Origin of the sequence: Campylobacter sp. P0085, assembly GCF_002139495.1 — a bacterium.
GTDB classification, from domain to species: Bacteria; Campylobacterota; Campylobacteria; order Campylobacterales; family Campylobacteraceae; genus Campylobacter; species Campylobacter devanensis.
Genome location: NZ_MJKB01000007.1, coordinates 21,712 through 37,986, shown reverse-complemented (window position 1 = coordinate 37,986; position 16,275 = coordinate 21,712). Strand labels below are relative to the sequence as shown.

Annotated in this window: 17 protein-coding genes and 1 pseudogene; 12 read left to right on the top strand and 6 right to left on the bottom strand. The window is 34.2% G+C overall.

The annotated features are described in order from the left end of the window. A partial coding sequence (locus CIGNP85_RS07905; RefSeq protein ID WP_086287796.1) for a flagellin occupies positions 1 to 1,261 on the top strand: 1,261 nt, incomplete at its 5' end. 97 nt (positions 1,262 to 1,358) lie between these two features. Here the strand turns inward: CIGNP85_RS07905 and CIGNP85_RS07900 are convergent. The 3 genes from CIGNP85_RS07900 to mqnF are packed head-to-tail and all read right to left on the bottom strand — an operon-like array spanning position 1,359 to position 4,071. Beyond that, positions 1,359 to 2,006 carry an MOSC domain-containing protein gene (locus tag CIGNP85_RS07900; RefSeq protein WP_236845615.1) on the bottom strand — a complete coding sequence of 216 codons (648 nt, stop codon included), beginning with the start codon at positions 2,004 to 2,006 and terminating at the stop codon, positions 1,359 to 1,361. Next, positions 1,994 to 2,863: a signal peptide peptidase SppA gene (gene sppA / locus CIGNP85_RS07895; protein ID WP_086287794.1), complete on the bottom strand. Its 870-nt coding sequence runs from the start codon at positions 2,861 to 2,863 to the stop codon at positions 1,994 to 1,996. Before sppA ends, CIGNP85_RS07900 begins: the two co-directional genes overlap by 13 nt. Continuing rightward, complete coding sequence (mqnF, locus tag CIGNP85_RS07890) at positions 2,851 to 4,071, bottom strand: aminofutalosine deaminase family hydrolase (protein ID WP_086243594.1); 1,221 nt, start codon at positions 4,069 to 4,071, stop codon at positions 2,851 to 2,853. The genes sppA and mqnF overlap by 13 nt, the downstream gene beginning before the upstream one ends. Positions 4,072 to 4,160: 89 nt before the next feature. Here mqnF and aroQ point away from each other — a divergent pair, with 89 nt between their 5' ends. The 9 genes from aroQ to fliY are packed head-to-tail and all read left to right on the top strand — an operon-like array spanning position 4,161 to position 11,267. Further along, entirely contained in the window at positions 4,161 to 4,628 is a 468-nt protein-coding gene (aroQ, locus tag CIGNP85_RS07885) for a type II 3-dehydroquinate dehydratase (protein WP_086225630.1), read from the top strand. Continuing rightward, complete coding sequence (locus CIGNP85_RS07880; RefSeq protein ID WP_086287798.1) at positions 4,621 to 5,634, top strand: M24 family metallopeptidase; 1,014 nt, start codon at positions 4,621 to 4,623, stop codon at positions 5,632 to 5,634. Before aroQ ends, CIGNP85_RS07880 begins: the two co-directional genes overlap by 8 nt. Then, positions 5,634 to 6,119 (top strand): 2-amino-4-hydroxy-6-hydroxymethyldihydropteridine diphosphokinase, encoded by a 486-nt coding sequence (gene folK, locus CIGNP85_RS07875; RefSeq protein WP_086227360.1) that lies wholly within the window; start codon positions 5,634 to 5,636, stop codon positions 6,117 to 6,119. Before CIGNP85_RS07880 ends, folK begins: the two co-directional genes overlap by 1 nt. Beyond that, complete coding sequence (flhF, locus tag CIGNP85_RS07870) at positions 6,119 to 7,474, top strand: flagellar biosynthesis protein FlhF (RefSeq protein ID WP_086234105.1); 1,356 nt, start codon at positions 6,119 to 6,121, stop codon at positions 7,472 to 7,474. The genes folK and flhF overlap by 1 nt, the downstream gene beginning before the upstream one ends. After that, on the top strand, positions 7,458 to 8,321 hold the full coding sequence (locus CIGNP85_RS07865) for a MinD/ParA family protein (protein ID WP_309543863.1): 864 nt from the start codon (positions 7,458 to 7,460) through the stop codon (positions 8,319 to 8,321). Before flhF ends, CIGNP85_RS07865 begins: the two co-directional genes overlap by 17 nt. An 11-nt stretch (positions 8,322 to 8,332) precedes the next feature. Continuing rightward, positions 8,333 to 8,677 (top strand): hypothetical protein, encoded by a 345-nt coding sequence (locus CIGNP85_RS07860; RefSeq protein ID WP_086225636.1) that lies wholly within the window; start codon positions 8,333 to 8,335, stop codon positions 8,675 to 8,677. Beyond that, positions 8,649 to 9,353, top strand: coding sequence for an RNA polymerase sigma factor FliA (locus tag CIGNP85_RS07855; RefSeq protein ID WP_086225638.1), 705 nt, complete (start codon positions 8,649 to 8,651; stop codon positions 9,351 to 9,353). Before CIGNP85_RS07860 ends, CIGNP85_RS07855 begins: the two co-directional genes overlap by 29 nt. Beyond that, positions 9,353 to 10,459, top strand: a complete 1,107-nt coding sequence (fliM, locus tag CIGNP85_RS07850) for a flagellar motor switch protein FliM (RefSeq protein ID WP_086239085.1) — start codon at positions 9,353 to 9,355, stop codon at positions 10,457 to 10,459. The genes CIGNP85_RS07855 and fliM overlap by 1 nt, the downstream gene beginning before the upstream one ends. Next, the gene (gene fliY / locus CIGNP85_RS07845; protein ID WP_179187340.1) at positions 10,449 to 11,267 is read left to right on the top strand and encodes a flagellar motor switch protein FliY; all 819 of its coding nucleotides are present in this window, start codon (positions 10,449 to 10,451) and stop codon (positions 11,265 to 11,267) included. The genes fliM and fliY overlap by 11 nt, the downstream gene beginning before the upstream one ends. Before the next feature lie 205 nt (positions 11,268 to 11,472). Here the strand turns inward: fliY and CIGNP85_RS08690 are convergent, their stop codons facing one another. The 3 genes and pseudogenes from CIGNP85_RS08690 to CIGNP85_RS07835 all read right to left on the bottom strand — a co-directional run bounded on the left by CIGNP85_RS08690 (position 11,473) and on the right by CIGNP85_RS07835 (position 14,895). After that, entirely contained in the window at positions 11,473 to 11,997 is a 525-nt protein-coding gene (locus CIGNP85_RS08690) for a methyl-accepting chemotaxis protein (protein ID WP_439097967.1), read from the bottom strand. A 933-nt stretch (positions 11,998 to 12,930) separates the two neighbouring features. Next, positions 12,931 to 13,296, bottom strand: a pseudogene (locus tag CIGNP85_RS08685) (PDC sensor domain-containing protein); the annotation flags it as partial. 537 nt (positions 13,297 to 13,833) lie between these two features. Next, positions 13,834 to 14,895 carry an LptF/LptG family permease gene (locus CIGNP85_RS07835; RefSeq protein ID WP_086227362.1) on the bottom strand — a complete coding sequence of 354 codons (1,062 nt, stop codon included), beginning with the start codon at positions 14,893 to 14,895 and terminating at the stop codon, positions 13,834 to 13,836. 89 nt (positions 14,896 to 14,984) lie between these two features. On the opposite strand from CIGNP85_RS07835, the gene CIGNP85_RS07830 reads away from it, so the two are divergent. Then, the gene (locus tag CIGNP85_RS07830; protein ID WP_141031752.1) at positions 14,985 to 15,623 is read left to right on the top strand and encodes a TVP38/TMEM64 family protein; all 639 of its coding nucleotides are present in this window, start codon (positions 14,985 to 14,987) and stop codon (positions 15,621 to 15,623) included. Beyond that, entirely contained in the window at positions 15,620 to 16,231 is a 612-nt protein-coding gene (locus CIGNP85_RS07825) for a non-canonical purine NTP pyrophosphatase (protein ID WP_086253899.1), read from the top strand. Before CIGNP85_RS07830 ends, CIGNP85_RS07825 begins: the two co-directional genes overlap by 4 nt. Positions 16,232 to 16,275 lie beyond the last annotated feature (44 nt).

The window sequence follows — 16,275 nt, the reverse complement described above, 5'->3', positions numbered from 1 at the left end:
AAATGCTGATTCTAGAAGAGCTCTTCAAAATGATATTAGCAGACTTCTTGAAGAACTAGATATGATAGCTACTACTACAAGCTTTAATGGCCAACAACTACTAAATGGAAATTTTTCAAACAAAAACTTCCAAATTGGTGCTTATAGTAATGAAACTGCAAAAGTAAGCATAGGTGCTACAAACTCAAATACAATTGGGCATACTAGGTTTGAGACACTAAAAAATGTGGTAGCTTCTAATATTTCTCAAATGGCAGATGCAGTTGTAAAACTTAGCGGAATCGATGGATATCCGGGTGGTTATGTATTTCAAACTATTAGCGCAAAAACATTACAAACAGATGGTTTAAAAGCTGTAGCTGAAATGATGAATGGTGTAAGCGATAAAACTGGTATAAGAGCTGAAGTTAATAATACGCAAATATTTGGCCAAGCAATTGCTGCTGGTACAATTAAAGATTTTATGATTAATGGTGTAAAAATCGGTAATATTACCGTAAAAGCTAATGATAGCGACAACGCTCTAATCGGTGCAATTAACGCTAAAAAAGATGAAACCGGAGTAGAAGCAAGCCTAGAAAATGGTAGACTAGTTTTAGCTGCTAAAGATGGTAGAGCTATTAGGCTTGGTTCAACATCTACTGGTGCTAATACTGTATTTGGTGCTAAAACGGGTGCTTCATTAGCTGGAGATGCACATTCGGCTGGTACGGTTTATTTAGGTCAAATCACATTTATTCGCCAAGATGCTAGAGATATTAAAGTTGGTTTAGGTGGTATATCCTTAGTATCTGGTTTTACTGCTGGTGACGCTATGATAACCGCTGCTAATGCATCAACTGGTTATGCTCAAGCTTCAGTAAATTTAAAATATATGAACGCAGGAACAATTGTTTCAGATACGGCTAACGCAATGGGCTTTTTTAGAGGCGGCGAAGCATCTACTGGAACAGCTCAAGCTGGAGGAGTTAATACATATGCAGGTGCTCAAGCTATGATAGATGTAGCTGAAGCAGCTAGAAAAACTCTAGACAAGCTAAGAGCTGACCTAGGTTCAGTACAAAATCAATTAGTAGCTACTATAAATAATATTACAGTTACCCAAGTAAATGTAAAATCAGCTGAATCTCAAATAAGAGATGTAGACTTTGCTAGTGAGAGTGCAAACTTCTCTAAATTTAACATACTAGCCCAAAGTGGAAGCTACGCTATGAGTCAGGCAAATGCTGTACAACAAAATATATTAAGACTACTACAGTAGCTTAAATTTAAGTCTTTAATAGCTTAAATTTACTCGCAATGCTTAGCCATTGCGAGGGTTTATTATCTAGGTATAATAATCTTTTAAATAGTATTTCTTAGAGTTTATCCATATAAGAATTATCATAAATCCCTTTTAGTCTAGTTGTAATACTATCACGCCACTCATCTCGTATATGTACTCGTTCTAGCTTTTGTAGTAGATTTATATTATCTTTTGGGGCAAAAAATAGCATATTTAACTCCATGACACTTAGTTGATTTGTATCTTTATGAACTACTTTTACACTATCGCCTGGACATACCGTTCCTGGTTCTAAAACTTGATAATACCATCCACTGAGCCCATTTTCAAATATAAATTTAGTCATTCCTCTAGCTATAATTTTACTTAGTTTTACGCAAGGTTTTCTAGGTTCGCTCACCTGTAAAAGTGCATTACCGATTTGGTGAATATCGCCTATACATACACTTTTCTCATCTAATATAGTGATGCTTAGATTCTCTCCCATCTGTCCAAATTTAAGCTCTCTACTAGCAAACTTATTAAAAGCTGCATAATTACTTACTGCATTAGCAAAGACAGCTTTAAATTCACCGCCATGATGGATTATATCGCTTAGCATATCGCCTACTATACCTGTAAAATCAATCTCAATGCTACTTACTGAGTGCTTATCCATAGCACTACGAAAATCACCATAATCCCTGATAATACCAATATTTACAGATTCTACCACTGCCACAATATGCTCCTTTGACTTAAAGTTGTGATTATTAAATTTGCGCTTTGTTTGGCGATGTTATTTATAAATTTTTGTACCATTGGAGCTTCATACCATACAGGAGTAGCTACACCGCTTAGTATCTCTAGCTCTTTTTTAGCGTTATTTATACTCATTATACCATCTATTAGTCCTAAATTTAGTGCTTGCTGAGCCAAAAAAACTCTAGCATTTGCCCATTGTTTGCTTGAGTTTAAATCCAGCCCACGGGCATTTGCTACATCACTGGTAAATAATTCGTAGCTCTTATTTACTAAGCCTTGTAAGGCTGCTCTCTCATCGCTATTCCAGCTGCGTGTGAATGTGCCAGCCTCTTTAAATTCTCCAGCCTTTACTACTTGAGTTGAGATTCCAATTTTTTTGGCTAGTTCTTCGGTATTTGGAGTCTGCATTATCACGCCTATTGAGCCAATAAAACTAGCACGATTAGCATAAATTTTATTTGCTCCAATACCAGCATAGTAGCTTCCACTAGCCATCGTTCCACTAGCATAGGCAATAACTGGTTTTAGTGTGGATAGCTCTTTTATAGCATCACTTATAGCTACACTTGCACTCATCTCTCCACCTGGGCTATCAATATTTATTAACACACCTTTTATATTTGGATCTTTGGCTAAGTCTATTTGAGTTAAAAGCTCTCTTTCATCCATAATAGCCCCTTCAAGGCTAATTTCTATTAAATTTGCACTACTTTTTTCGCCGCTACTAGCTATAATAAATAGAACAATTAGTACAAAAATCATACTTTTAAAATACTCATTAATAAATTTAAATATACCTTTAATAAAGGCAAATATACTTTTTAATAGTTGCATTTTTCTCCTTTTATGTATAGCGCTTTAGCGCTTTTAGTATGTAGTATAAGCTCGATACAAAGCTGACTTATATCGCTTAATTCAAACCCATTAAAAACTGCGATATCAGCGATATTTCCGGCTTTTAACTCACCTAGGTTTAAGCCCAAAGCTTTAGCTGGATTGCTAGTAACTGATTTTAGTGCAAATGTGGCAAATTTGCTAAGTTCTATATCACTATGAGCCATTAGGCCAGCACGCAGCTCATCCCAGATATTTAAGCTTATATTTGAGCTTAAACCATCTGTGGCAAAGGCTATGTTTATGTTATTGTTTAAGGCATTTTGTAGATTAAATTTAGAACTTAATAGACGGTTTGAGACTGGGCAGCTTATGATTGAATGGAGATTTTTATCCATTAAATTTATATAATTATCGGCAAAAATAGAGTGAATAAATAGAGTTTGAATATCAGCAAAAAGCTCTATAAAAGATTTTGGCGTATAAAATGGCGTAGCATTTTTATTAAAACCTTTAAAAAATTCACCAAATTCACCGCTGCTATTCTCAAGCCAAATTTTTTCATGTATGCTCTCCATAAAATGCGTAGCAACTATCATGCCATTATCTTTAGCCAATTTTAAGGCTTTTTTGCTTAATTCTATATGGGTAGAATAAGGTGAATGCACGCTAATAGCTGGTATAAATAGATCGCTTTTTAGCTCATTTGCAACATTAAAACGCTCTAAAAATTCATTCCATTGTTGTTCTATTAAAGCAGGATTTGATCCTAAAATTTCACTAAAATATACTGTCCTAATAGGTGAATTAGCGCAGTGTAGCGCATCAATACCATAGCTAGAAATCTCTCCAATTGTACTAACACCTGCATCTAGCTGTGTTGCAATAGCGCTTTTTATAGCACTATTTTTATCATTATTTGCTAGGGTGTCACCATTAGCGATAATGCTCTTTAACCAGCGTAAAAAATCACCATATTCAAGTGTAGTTTTATTAGCACTAAACTCAAGATGAATATGTGAGTTTATAAGAGCAGGCATAGCAATATCATCGCTAAAATCTAAAATCTCAGCATCACTAAATCTAGCTATTAACTCATCAAATTTGCCAATTTTATGTATGGTTTTATCAAAGGCAATTGCCCCATTTTGAACCACATCAAAGCTCTCATTACATAAAATTATAAATTTAGCTTTTAATATTTTCATATTTTTTCCTTAAAAAGCGTACATTATAGCCAAAATTTAGCCAATATTTTGTAAAATAATTGCCATGCAATTTTTTATCGGAGAAAAATATGAAAATTATGGTAATCCAAGGGCCAAATATTAATATGCTTGGAAAGCGTGAACGCAAAATTTATGGTGTTATGACAATGGAAAATATTCATGAGCAGATGAAAGCTGTAGCTGATCAAGCTGGAGTTGGGATTGAGTTTTTTCAAAGTAATTTTGAGGGTGAAATCGTAGATAAAATTCAAGAATGCTTAGGCGAATTTGATGGAATTATAATAAATCCAGCGGCCTACACTCACACTTCAATTGCTATTAGGGATGCTATTGCTTCAGTTGGTTTGCCTGTACTTGAGGTGCATATTAGCAATATTTATCAAAGAGAAGAGTTCCGCCATAAAAGCTTAATAGCACCAGTATGTTCAGGACATATCGCTGGATTTGGGCCAATTGGTTATCATCTAGCTATGATTGGAATGCTTCAAATTTTTGAACAAATTAAGCGAATGGATGCAGCATCAAATGATGCATAATTATATCTTAAAAAACGAAAACGCAGTATATTTTGAGTGCGGCTATAGTTGCGATAATGAAATTTTTATCAAATTTGGTCAGAGGGGGTTTTTTATTACCGATTCTCGCTATGCTATCGAGGCTAGGGCTGTAGCGCAAAATTGCGAAGTGATCGAATCAAAAGATATAATAAAAGATGCAAGGCTGCTTTTGCGCCGCTTTGGTATTAAGGAGTTAATGTTTAATCCAAGTGATTTTAGCTATTTTGAATTTAGCCAGTTAAGTCGTGATTTGCATATAAATTTCAAGGCAAAGAATGAATTCTCAAAGTTAAAACGACAGATAAAACGTAGTGATGAGATTGAGATTTTACGCTATGCAGCGCAGCTTGGAGCTAGTAAATTTGATGAGCTTGCTGGAGCGATAATAGCTGGAATGAGCGAGAAGTTAATTAACTTTAATGCTGGAAATATCTTAAGAGATGGTGGAAATTTAGGTCTTAGCTTTGATCCAATTACTGCAATAAATGCAAATGCAGCCAAAGCACATGCTCTTCCACTAGATGAGTGTATAAAAGATAGCGATCTGCTTTTAGTAGATGCTGGGGTAAAATATCATCGGTATTGCTCAGATCGTACTAGAACGGTTGAATTTAGAGATGGTTTTAGCTTTAGTAAGGAGCAAAAATTTACAAATTCAAAGCAAAATGAGATATATCAGATAGTCAAAGAGGCGCAAAATTTAGCTATAAAAGCGGTAAAGCCAGGTGTTAGAGCGTGTGATATTGATGCAGCGGCTAGGGAATTTATTGCAAAAAGCGGTTATGGTGATAAGTTTTTTCACTCAACAGGGCATGGCGTGGGTCTTGATATTCATGAATTTCCAATAATTAGCCCACGAAATAGCTCTCCAGTAGAGGTTGGAATGGTCTTTAGTATAGAGCCTGGGATCTACTTAGAAAATGAGTTTGGTATACGAATTGAAGATGTCGTAGTTGTTACAAATGATGGGTGCGAAGTTCTTTAATGAAAACAATTAAAATCGATGGAGCTAAAATGTTGTTAAAAAGCGCTTATTTCCCGCGCAAATTTAACAATTATACCCCACATAAATATACCGCAATTATTGGTCTAGGCGGAAATATCGGTAATACCTCTATGATTTTTGATAGATTTTTAAATTTAATTTTAAAAGATAGGAGATTTGCCATTGTGCAAAGCTCACCAATGCTGGTAAATAAAGCGTTTGGTTATGCTAGCAGAGATTATATAAATGCTGTTATAATCCTTAAAACTTCCTTATATGCTAAGGAAGTTTTAAGGATTATGCAGAGATTCGAGAGGCGATTTAAACGCAAACGGGAGTTTAAAAACTCACCTAGAACACTAGATTTGGATATACTATACTTTAGTGCTAAAAGCTATAATAATGAAGAATTAATCCTACCTCACCCAGGAGCTAATAGTCGCCCAAGTGTATTTATCCCATTAGGTCTTATGAAAGGAATATGATGGCAACAGTTTTAAAGACTTTTACAGGAGAGAGTGCGATTGAAGCACTTAAGAAAGCTAAAGAGGAGTGTGGTGAGAGTGCTATGCTTGTAACAACTAAGCAAATTCAGCCAAAAACGCTAAATAAAAAGCCTCTTTATGAGATTTTAGTTAGCGTTGAAGAGGATACTCCTCAGCCAAGCCAAGCACAGAAAAAACAGGCTCAAATCAATCAAATTCAAAAACAAATTGAGGCTTATACTCTTGGTTCAACCCAAAGCCCACGCCCAGCATCAAGATTTGAACAAGGCGGGCTAGATACTATAGAAGAAAAACCAAGAGATAATAATGATATATTATTAAATATATCTCAGGTTGCTAAAGAGATTGGAAAAGTAGCAGGGGTAAGCAACGAATTAAGCGAGTATAAAAGCCCAGAATATGACAAAAAGATTGATGAAGTAGCCAAAGAGGTAAGTAAGCTAAATCAAAAAATCTCTATGATTGCTGATATGATATGGGATGATAAGGCTGAAAATCGTGATGATATAATTATTCCGCCTGAATTTTCTACAATATACAAGCTAGCCAAACAAAGTGGAATGAAGTACGAGCATCTAAAGGGTATAATGCAAGCTACAATCGAAAATATGCCATCATCGATGAAAAGCAATCCAGTAACTGTAAAGAGATATTTCTACTCACTTTTGCGTAATATGTTGCCATGTAGAAGTGAAAGCTTTGACCCTAAAAAGAAAAGAATTATGATGTTAGTAGGTCCAACTGGCGTAGGTAAGACAACAACTCTCTCAAAACTTGCGTATAAATTTGCTCATGGCGGTAGTATTAGATATAAGACAGGGATTATCACGCTTGATACTTATAGGCTTGGTGCGGTTGAACAGCTATTTCAATATGCTAAGATTATGAATATCCCAATTCTTGATGCGATTGAGCCTGAGGATTTTCGCTCAGCGCTTAAGAGTTTATCAAACTGCGATGTAATTTTAATTGATACTATGGGAAGTAGTCAGTATGATAGAGAAAAATTAACTCGTCTTAATACATTTTTAAAAGAGTGCGGTAATCAAGTTGATGTAAATTTAGTCGTTTCAGCCGGTTCAAAAATTGATGATTTGCTAGAGATTTATAATAATTTTTCAACTTTAGAAATTGATACTCTTATAATTACAAAATTTGATGAGACAAAGATATTTGGTAATATATTTTCACTTATATATGAAACTGGTACACCGGTGAGCTTCTTCTCAACAGGTCAAAATGTCCCAGATGATATTATGGAAGCTAAGAGCGACTTTTTGGTTAGTTGCGTTTTAGATGGATTTAAAGGAGAGGATGATGGATCAAGCAGATAAATTAAGAGAGTTAATGATAGCTCAAAAGATTAAAAAATCTACTCATTTCATCGCAGTTACTAGTGGAAAAGGTGGCGTAGGTAAATCCACAGTTAGTGCAAATTTAGCTAATCTTTTAGCAACAAATGGTTATAAAGTAGTATTATTTGATGCTGATATTGGTCTTGCGAATTTAGATGTTTTACTAAATGTGAAAATTACCAAAAATATGCTAGATGTTTTAAAAGGCGAGTGTCCGCTTGAAGATATTTTAATTAAAGTTAAACCAAATTTGACATTAATTCCTGGTGAGAGCGGTGATGAGATTTTTAAATTTAATGATCAGTTTTTATACGAAAAGTTCTTAAATCAAGCCTCAATTTTAAAAGATGTGGATTTTGTTATCATTGATACTGGTGCTGGGATTGGATCTAGTACGCAAGTATTTTTAGAAGCGTGTGATGAGATTATCGTTGTAACCGTGCCTGATCCCGCAGCTATCACCGATGCATATGCGACTATTAAGGTGATTTCAAAGATGAAAAGCGATGTCTTTATGCTAATTAATCAGACTAAAAACGCAGATGAAGCTCAAAAGATTTTTCAAACTATAAAAACTGTTGCTGATAAAAATATTTCGCATAGGCTAAATTTAAATCTTTTAGGCTGGATTCCAAGTGATAAGGTTGTATCTAGAAGCATTAAGATACGGACACTTTTTAGCAGCGAAGCTCCGCATTCATTAGCTACTTATCAGCTTAAGCAAGCAGCAAATAATCTCCTTGAGAAATTGGAACGGAAAGTGCTTGATACCAGTGAAGATAGAAGCTTTGCTGGCTTTTTTAAGCGTTTAGTGGAGCAGTTTTAAAAAGGATTACCGTGAGACCAGATAATTATATAGCATTTTTTACAGTGTGTGGATTTTTTGTTGGATTGATGTTTGTCGTCGTAAAAGTCGAGGAGCCTGTAGAGTTTGTTATATATACTTTGCTGATCACATTTTTCTTTTATATTGTTATTCATATTGTGGTAATGAATTATATAGATACTAAAAGGATTGGTTTAAAAATATTTAATAAAGAGCATCATGAAGAGGTTAACGACTATTTGCTTACAGAGCTTGCTGTTAGGGAGCGTAGGTTAGAGACACTCATTCGTCATCTAGACCAAAAGCTCAAAAGATCAGGTAAAAAGCATGAATCCAATAAAGAAAAAGCAGCTTGAAGCCTATAAAACACAGATAAAAAAAGAGCAAGATGAGCTAGTAATCGCATATATGCCAGCTCTTAGAGCTATGGCGTGTAGACTCAAATCTCGTTTGCCAAGTTCGATTGAAGTAAGCGATTTAATAAGTATTGGTACAGAGGCTATGGTACGTCTTAGCCATAGTTATGATAAAAATCAAAATGATAATTTTTGGGGTTATGCAAAGCATAGAGTTCAAGGCTCAATGCTTGATTACCTAAGAAGTTTAGATACGCTAAGCAGACAGAATCGTAAACTGGTTAAAGATATAGATCGATTAGTAGATGAGTACTATAGCAAACATCAATATGAGCCAAGCAATGAGTATTTAGCTAGTGCGTTAAATGAAGATGTAAGCAAGATTAAAGAGGTTAGAAGCTTAAGCGATCTAACATCTGTTCTTAGGTTAGAAGATCAGTTTAATATATTAAGCGATTATGATACCGAGGCACAGATAGAAAAAGAGGAGCTAATCGAGCATATAAAGCTGGTTTTGAGTGAATTTAGTCAAAGGGATCAGTTGGTGATTCAGCTTTATTATTATGAAGAGTTAAATTTAAGTGAAATAAGCGAAATTTTAAATATCACAGAATCAAGAATTAGTCAAATTCATAAAAGATTGATAATAAAAATTCGAGAAAGGCTAGGCTTTTAATGGCAGATATTCTAAGTCAAGAAGAGATAGATGCACTCTTGCAAGTTGTAGATGATGATGGCGATAGTCAAAGCAGCAATTCATCTGAGCGTAATTTGGAAGAGCCAAAACAGGTTGTAATCTACGACTTTAAACGTCCAAATAGGGTTAGTAAGGAGCAGCTAAGGGCTGTCAAAGGTATTCACGATAAGCTTGCAAGAAACCTTGCGTCTCAAATTTCAAGCATTATGCGTAGTATTGTTGAGATTAGGCTACACTCAGTTGATCAGATGACTTATGGCGAGTTTTTAATGAGTTTGCCAAGCCCAACAAGCTTTAATGTATTTTCTATTAAACCGCTAGATGGCAACTGCGTTTTAGAGGTTAATCCTAGTATAGCATTTCCTATGATTGATAGGTTGCTTGGTGGTAATGGTGATGGATTTGAGAGTAACAATAGGGAGCTAACTGATATTGAGGTTAATCTTTTGGATGCTATTTTGCGTATTATTATGCAGCGTTTAAAAGAGTCTTGGGCAATGATTACAGATATGTATCCAAATGTAGAAGCTAAAGAGTCTAGTCCAAATGTTGTCCAAATCGTTAGCCAAAATGAGATTGTTATTATGGTTGTTATGGAGATTATTATTGGAAACTCTAGTGGTATGATAAGCTTATGTTATCCAGTTATATATCTAGAGCCAATACTTAGCCGTTTGGCTAATCGTGATATTATGCTAGGTGAAACTAGTGCTAAAAAGAGCCGAAATAAAGAGTTAAAAACACTTATTGGCCGTGCTGAGGTATTATATGAGGCGATTTTAGGAAAGACCGTAATTAGCGTAAATGAATTTTTAAATTTAGAAGTTGGTGATATCTTGCGACTTGATCGTAATGCCGATGATAAAGCAGTTGTCTGTATAGATAAAAAAGAGGTATTCTTAGCTCAAATTGGTATTCACCGCTTTAGCAAATCTATCAAGCTAGAACAGTTAATCAAAACTGATCGTGATGAAATAAAGGCTATCCTAGAACAATATGAAGAGGAGAGAAAAGCCAAACTAATGTCATATAAAGAGCCAGAACCAGAAGAAGAAACTAAAGAAGAGGATGAATATGATGACTAGATTTTTTGAAATATTTACAAATGAGTTAAGTGCAACTATAGAAGGGTTAACCGGAGTTACACCGGTAATATCTGAAGGAGCAGAGTATGATGCTCCAACTCAAAATGGTATCAAAACTCCAGCCGTAATCGCTAGTGTAACACTAAATGGTGATATAATGGGTAAGATAAATTTAGTAGCTACACCAGTTTTATTAACTGCAATAAATGATCTAATGCTAGGCGATGAAAAACCAAGTGGTAGCACGATAATTGGCGATGATGAGCTAGATGCTAGCAAGGAGATATTTTCTAATTTATTAAGCGCTATGACTACAAGTCTTGGAGCAGCCAAAGATATGCCAAAGATTACATTTACAATCAATGCTGTAAAGTATATCGATGAAAATCAAATTTTAGATTTTAGCTCATTTGAGAAGTTATTTTTATACCATGTTGAGCTAATGGATTTAAATGAAATGATAGGTATTTGTATTGATTATTCGTTTTATAAATACTTTAATAAAACTATAGGCTCTAAAAGTGAAAAACATGATATTGGTGATGAGATTAAAAATATCGGATTAATTTTAGATGTGCGTTTGCCAATCCGTGTAAGAATCGGCTCAAAAAAGATGCTACTAAAAGATGTATTATCAATGGATATTGGTTCAGTCATAGAGCTAAATCAGCTAGCTAATGACCCGCTAGAAGTATTAATAGGAGATAAGCCAATTGCGCTTGGTGAGGTTGTTATCGTTGATGGAAACTTTGGCGTACAAATTACTGAAATTGGCACTAAAAAAGAGCGTCTAGAACGGCTAAAATAGATTAAATTTGATTGCTGCGTATATTTAGCGTGGCAATCTTTTGGGATTTAAAATAATTCACCTACTATTTAAAATGATTTTAATCTAAAGATTTTTAATCAAAATATCTAAAATTTATAATTTAAATTTAGTAAATCAAAGCAAATTAATAAGACTATGTTAAAGATTTTATAATCAAGGAGAGGATGACCTCTCCTAAGAGATTTTAGAATTTCTTTTTATTTACATCATCAAGGATGTTAGCTGAAATTTGATTTACTCTAGCGGTGATAGTATTTGTATCATTTGCTACAGTAACATTGTCTTGAGTAACGCTTTCTAATTGAGCGATAGCTTCATTGATTTGGGCGATACCTTGAGTTTGTTCTTTTATAGATTCACTCATTTCAGTTACACCTTGAACTAATACATTTACATTTACTTCGATTTCACTTAGAGATTTACCAGTTCTTTCAGCTAGTTTTCTTACTTCATCAGCAACAACAGCAAAGCCTCTACCATGCTCACCAGCACGAGCTGCTTCTATGGCTGCATTTAGTGCTAGTAGATTTGTTTGGTCTGCTATATCTTTTATTACGCCTACTATGTTTTTGATATCTTCTGCTTGTCTAGCCACTTCAGTTGTTCTATCATTTACGCTACTCATAGAGCTTGATATCTCCTCTATAGCCGCAGCTGATTGCTCTAGTGAATTTGCTTGAGCGTTTGAGCCATCAAATAGCTTTTGCATTGACTCTTTTAGATTATCAGTTTGTTTGGCTAGATCTTGAGCATAGCTAGCAGATGAGTTTAGCATTTTTCTAATCTCTTCACCTAAAATATTTGTAGTAGTCTCTACATCACCTTTAGCACCTGAGACTTGAGTAGTAAAATTTAGATTTTTATATGATTCAAATACTCTATGAATCTCATTCATATTACCACCGATTTTAGCCTCTAGTACATTTAGCATATTATTTAGTACATTTTTAAGTTCGATTAGCTGAGGGTTATTTGGGTTTTGTTTGATTCTTGCTGTTAGGTCGCCATTTTCTACAGATTTAGCTGTATTAGCTGCCTCACTAATAGCCTCAGCATCTTTTTGTAAACCTTGTTGAGTTTTTAAGATGTTAGAGTTTATTGCTGATGCCATTGCGCCAATCTCATCATTTGATGTAGGTGGTATAGTATTTGGCGCGCACCTTTCTTCGTGGTTGATATATTTAAAGAATGCTAAAAGCAGTCCAGATAGACGGCTAAGTCTAGCAGTAATTAATCTATTAGTAATCATATAAACACAAACAAGAAGTATAATAAGCACTACAACTGACACCCCAATAATCTCATATACTAAGATACGCATCGGTTTTTGAATCTCATCAAGCGGAGCATTGATAAGCATATACCAAGTTCCAAGCTCGCCAATAGAAAATGGAGTGATAATTGCCTTGGTTGCTTCACCACGGATAGTGTAGTATTCATCGATAATAGTTACGCGTTTATTTTGAATCGCCTCTAGGGCTAATTTGGTTGTAGGGTTGGTATTAAACTCGCCTAGTTTTTTACCCCAATACTGCGGATTGTGATGAGTAGCTAGTCTAGATTCTGCACTTAAAATGTAGCGTACATCGCCTTCAAATAGACTAAATTCTTTATTATCTAGATATGTAGTCATATATTTTAGATTATACATATATCCTACTACACCGATTAATTTACCATTATTTATTAGTGGATAGGCTATATCAGTTGCAAATACATCATTCCCATTTATATTGTAGTGTTTAGGCTCGCCAATTACAGGCTTTTTAGTTGTTATAACATCTTTAATAGATGTATCAGCTAGGAATGCTTCAGTAGTTTTATGTACCTCTATTCCGTTTTTAAGATTGCGATTTGTATCTGCTAAAAATAGTGCAAAGTGATTATCTTTAGTTATATAATCGCTATTTTTAAAGCTATCATTTGGATCTAATAGATAGATGTATGCATACTCAGCATAGTTAGATGAATCAAATGAAGTGCTTAAATCATCTATAGTATCTTGCATATTAGCATGACGAGAGCCAAGGTCAAGGCCGATAATATTAGCAGTAGATTTAGTGAGTGAATCCATCTCTCTAAAAATAGTTAGAACATGCTCAGCATATCGGTGACTAGCTTGAGTTAGAGTGATGTCAGACTCGTGCTTAATCACCTTTGATGCATTATTGCCAATTAGTATAGTAAGGGCAGTTAAGCCAACAAAAACTACAGCGCCAACAATTAGTGATATTTTGGCACCAACTTTAAGATTTGAGAACATGATAAACCCCCATTATGTTATATGTATTCCAATCGATATTATAACCTAAATTTGTGATTTTGTAGGGGGGGGGTAGAGTAAAAATTTACAAATTTACTAGTTTTTATTTTAGTTTGATTAAGTTTAATGATATTAAATTTATTAGTATCATTTTTTAATTATAATAAAGCAATAATAGAGCAAATATATAAACTTTCTTTATTATATAATTTTTTTAAGTATCTTTTATTTTTTAGGCAAAATTTATAAATTTCAACTCTAAATTGCTATGATATAGATATGTTACCTATGTTTATAAAACTGATATCCAGCAAATAGCATCAAAATAATAACAGGCAAAATAATACCAATCTCAGCAGCAATAGCACCATTAATACTAAGACGAATAAGTAAAAATAAAACACCCCAAATACAAAGCGAGATAAAAATCGCCCCAAAACTAGCAATAGCTAAGCTAGCAAAACGCCCAGTAACAGGCATATAATAGTATAAAATTAGCACCATAAATGGAGCAAAAAGTGGGAAAAATATCATTGAATATAGTACAGATTTTATCTTAGCAATGTTTATATTTTCATTTTTAAGTGTATTTATGGAGTCAATAGCATCTATGATGGAGTAGAGATTGTCTTTATTTTCGATATTTTCTATTATGCGTGGGCGGAAGCTATTTGTGATTACTATCTCATCAGCATAGCTACGCTCTAACCCTGTAGCACCTAGGCTTAAATTTTGCGGTATTTGAGTTATGTTGTTATCTTTAAGTATCCAGGTGTTGCCATTGTAGCTAGCCTCTTTAGCAGTTATTTGAGATATAATTTGCGAACCATTCATATCAAAAATTCTGACATTTTGAGCAAGCTGCTTATTGCCAAGGAGTTTTTCGATATATGTAAATTTATTTTCAAAGCGCAAAAATATCCATTTGGTTGAGCGATCAAAGCTTTGAAAATCTTCTAAGGATTCTTGTCTTTCTTTGGCGTAGGCAAACTGTGTGCAGCAAAGCCCGATATATCCAAAGCTAATAAGTAAAGTGATGGTAAAAATAGGCGTTATAAGGCGGTTTTTGCTAATTCCTAAAGCGTAGAAGCTGACTAATTCATTGGAGCGAGTTAGGTTAATCATAGTTGCTATTAGGGCTAAGACTATTGAGATTGGCAATACATAATTGATTGAAATTAATGCAGTTAGACTAACATAAATTAGTTGTAAATTTGCACTACTTGGGAGATTTTTAAGATTTGTAAGGGTATCAATAACTACATAAAATCCAATCAATGAGATAAATATAATAAAAAAATATTTTACATAAATAAATGCACTATACCTAGCAAAAAGCTTCATCAACAATCCAAATTTAGTATTATAATGATTTAACAATTGGTTGAATTCTATCTAAATATACCTAAATATTTTCAAAATTTAGCAAAAATTTGGATAAAATTACGCTTTTAAAAGAGAAATTTATGATTAGATTGATTTTATTTGGCGTTTTTATGCTTTGTTGCGTGGTAATTTTATGTAGTATAAATCAGCGTGATTTGATAAATTTAATGGGTGAATTTAGCAAATTTGATTGGGTGATTTATATTGGGTGTTGGGTAATTTTGCCTATATTTTTATTTCCGGCTGGGATTTTGGCTATTGGCGGTGGGGCGATTTTAGGCTTTTGGGAGGCTTTAATCTGTGCGATGATAGGAGTTGCGATAAACTCAGCTATAATGTATTTTATCGCAAGATATTTTAGTGGGGCTTTTGACACTGCTAAATTTGAGAGAGTTAAAAATAAATTTTGTAAGGATGAGTTTAGTCTAATAATTTTGCTTAGATTAATACCAATTGTCCCTTATAATGTCGTGAATTACATGGCTGGGGCGTTGAGGTTTGATTTTGTTAAATTTATCATTGCTGGGGTGCTTGGCAAGTTTATTAGTGCGGTGCTATTTATAAATTTAGGTAGCAATATAGCAAATTATAAAAGCTATGAATTTTGGCTAGCCTTAGCCCTTGTGGTTGCGATGGGTTTGGTGGCGTTTTGGGTTAGAAAAATTCTAAATAGGAGAGTTGGATGAAGATTGTTTTAGCTACAAATAATATGGATAAAGTAAGGGAGATTAAAGCTTATTATAATCAATTTGAAGTTTTGGCTTTGGGTGATATATGTAAGCCCTTTGAGATCCAAGAGTATGGCAAGAGCTTTTATGAAAATGCGATGATAAAAGCAGATGCCGTGTATGAGAAGATTAAAGAGCTTGGAATTGAAAATGAGTGTATAGCTCTAAGTGATGATAGCGGGATAAGCGTTGAAGCGCTTGGTTTTGCTCCTGGGATCTACTCAGCTAGATATAGCGGTGAAGGGGCAAGTGATGCGAGCAATAGAGCAAAATTGATTAGTGAGTTAAAAAGATTAGGCTTAAGCCACGCTAAGGCATTTTACACCGCCTGTATCGGCATCGGCTCTAAATATGGCAGATATGGCGTCCATGGATTTATGCATGGAGAAGTCATCGATAGAGAGCTTGGGGATAATGGCTTTGGGTATGATTTTATGTTTATTCCTGATGGATTTGATAAGACTATAGGGCAGATTGATGAGAGTATCAAACTCCAAATTTCACATCGCTCCAAGGGGCTAGAACTAGCTAAACCTATACTTAAAATGTTGAGTAGATATTATTGAGCTTAAATATAACCATTAATAGTATTATTAACTTATATTTTAAT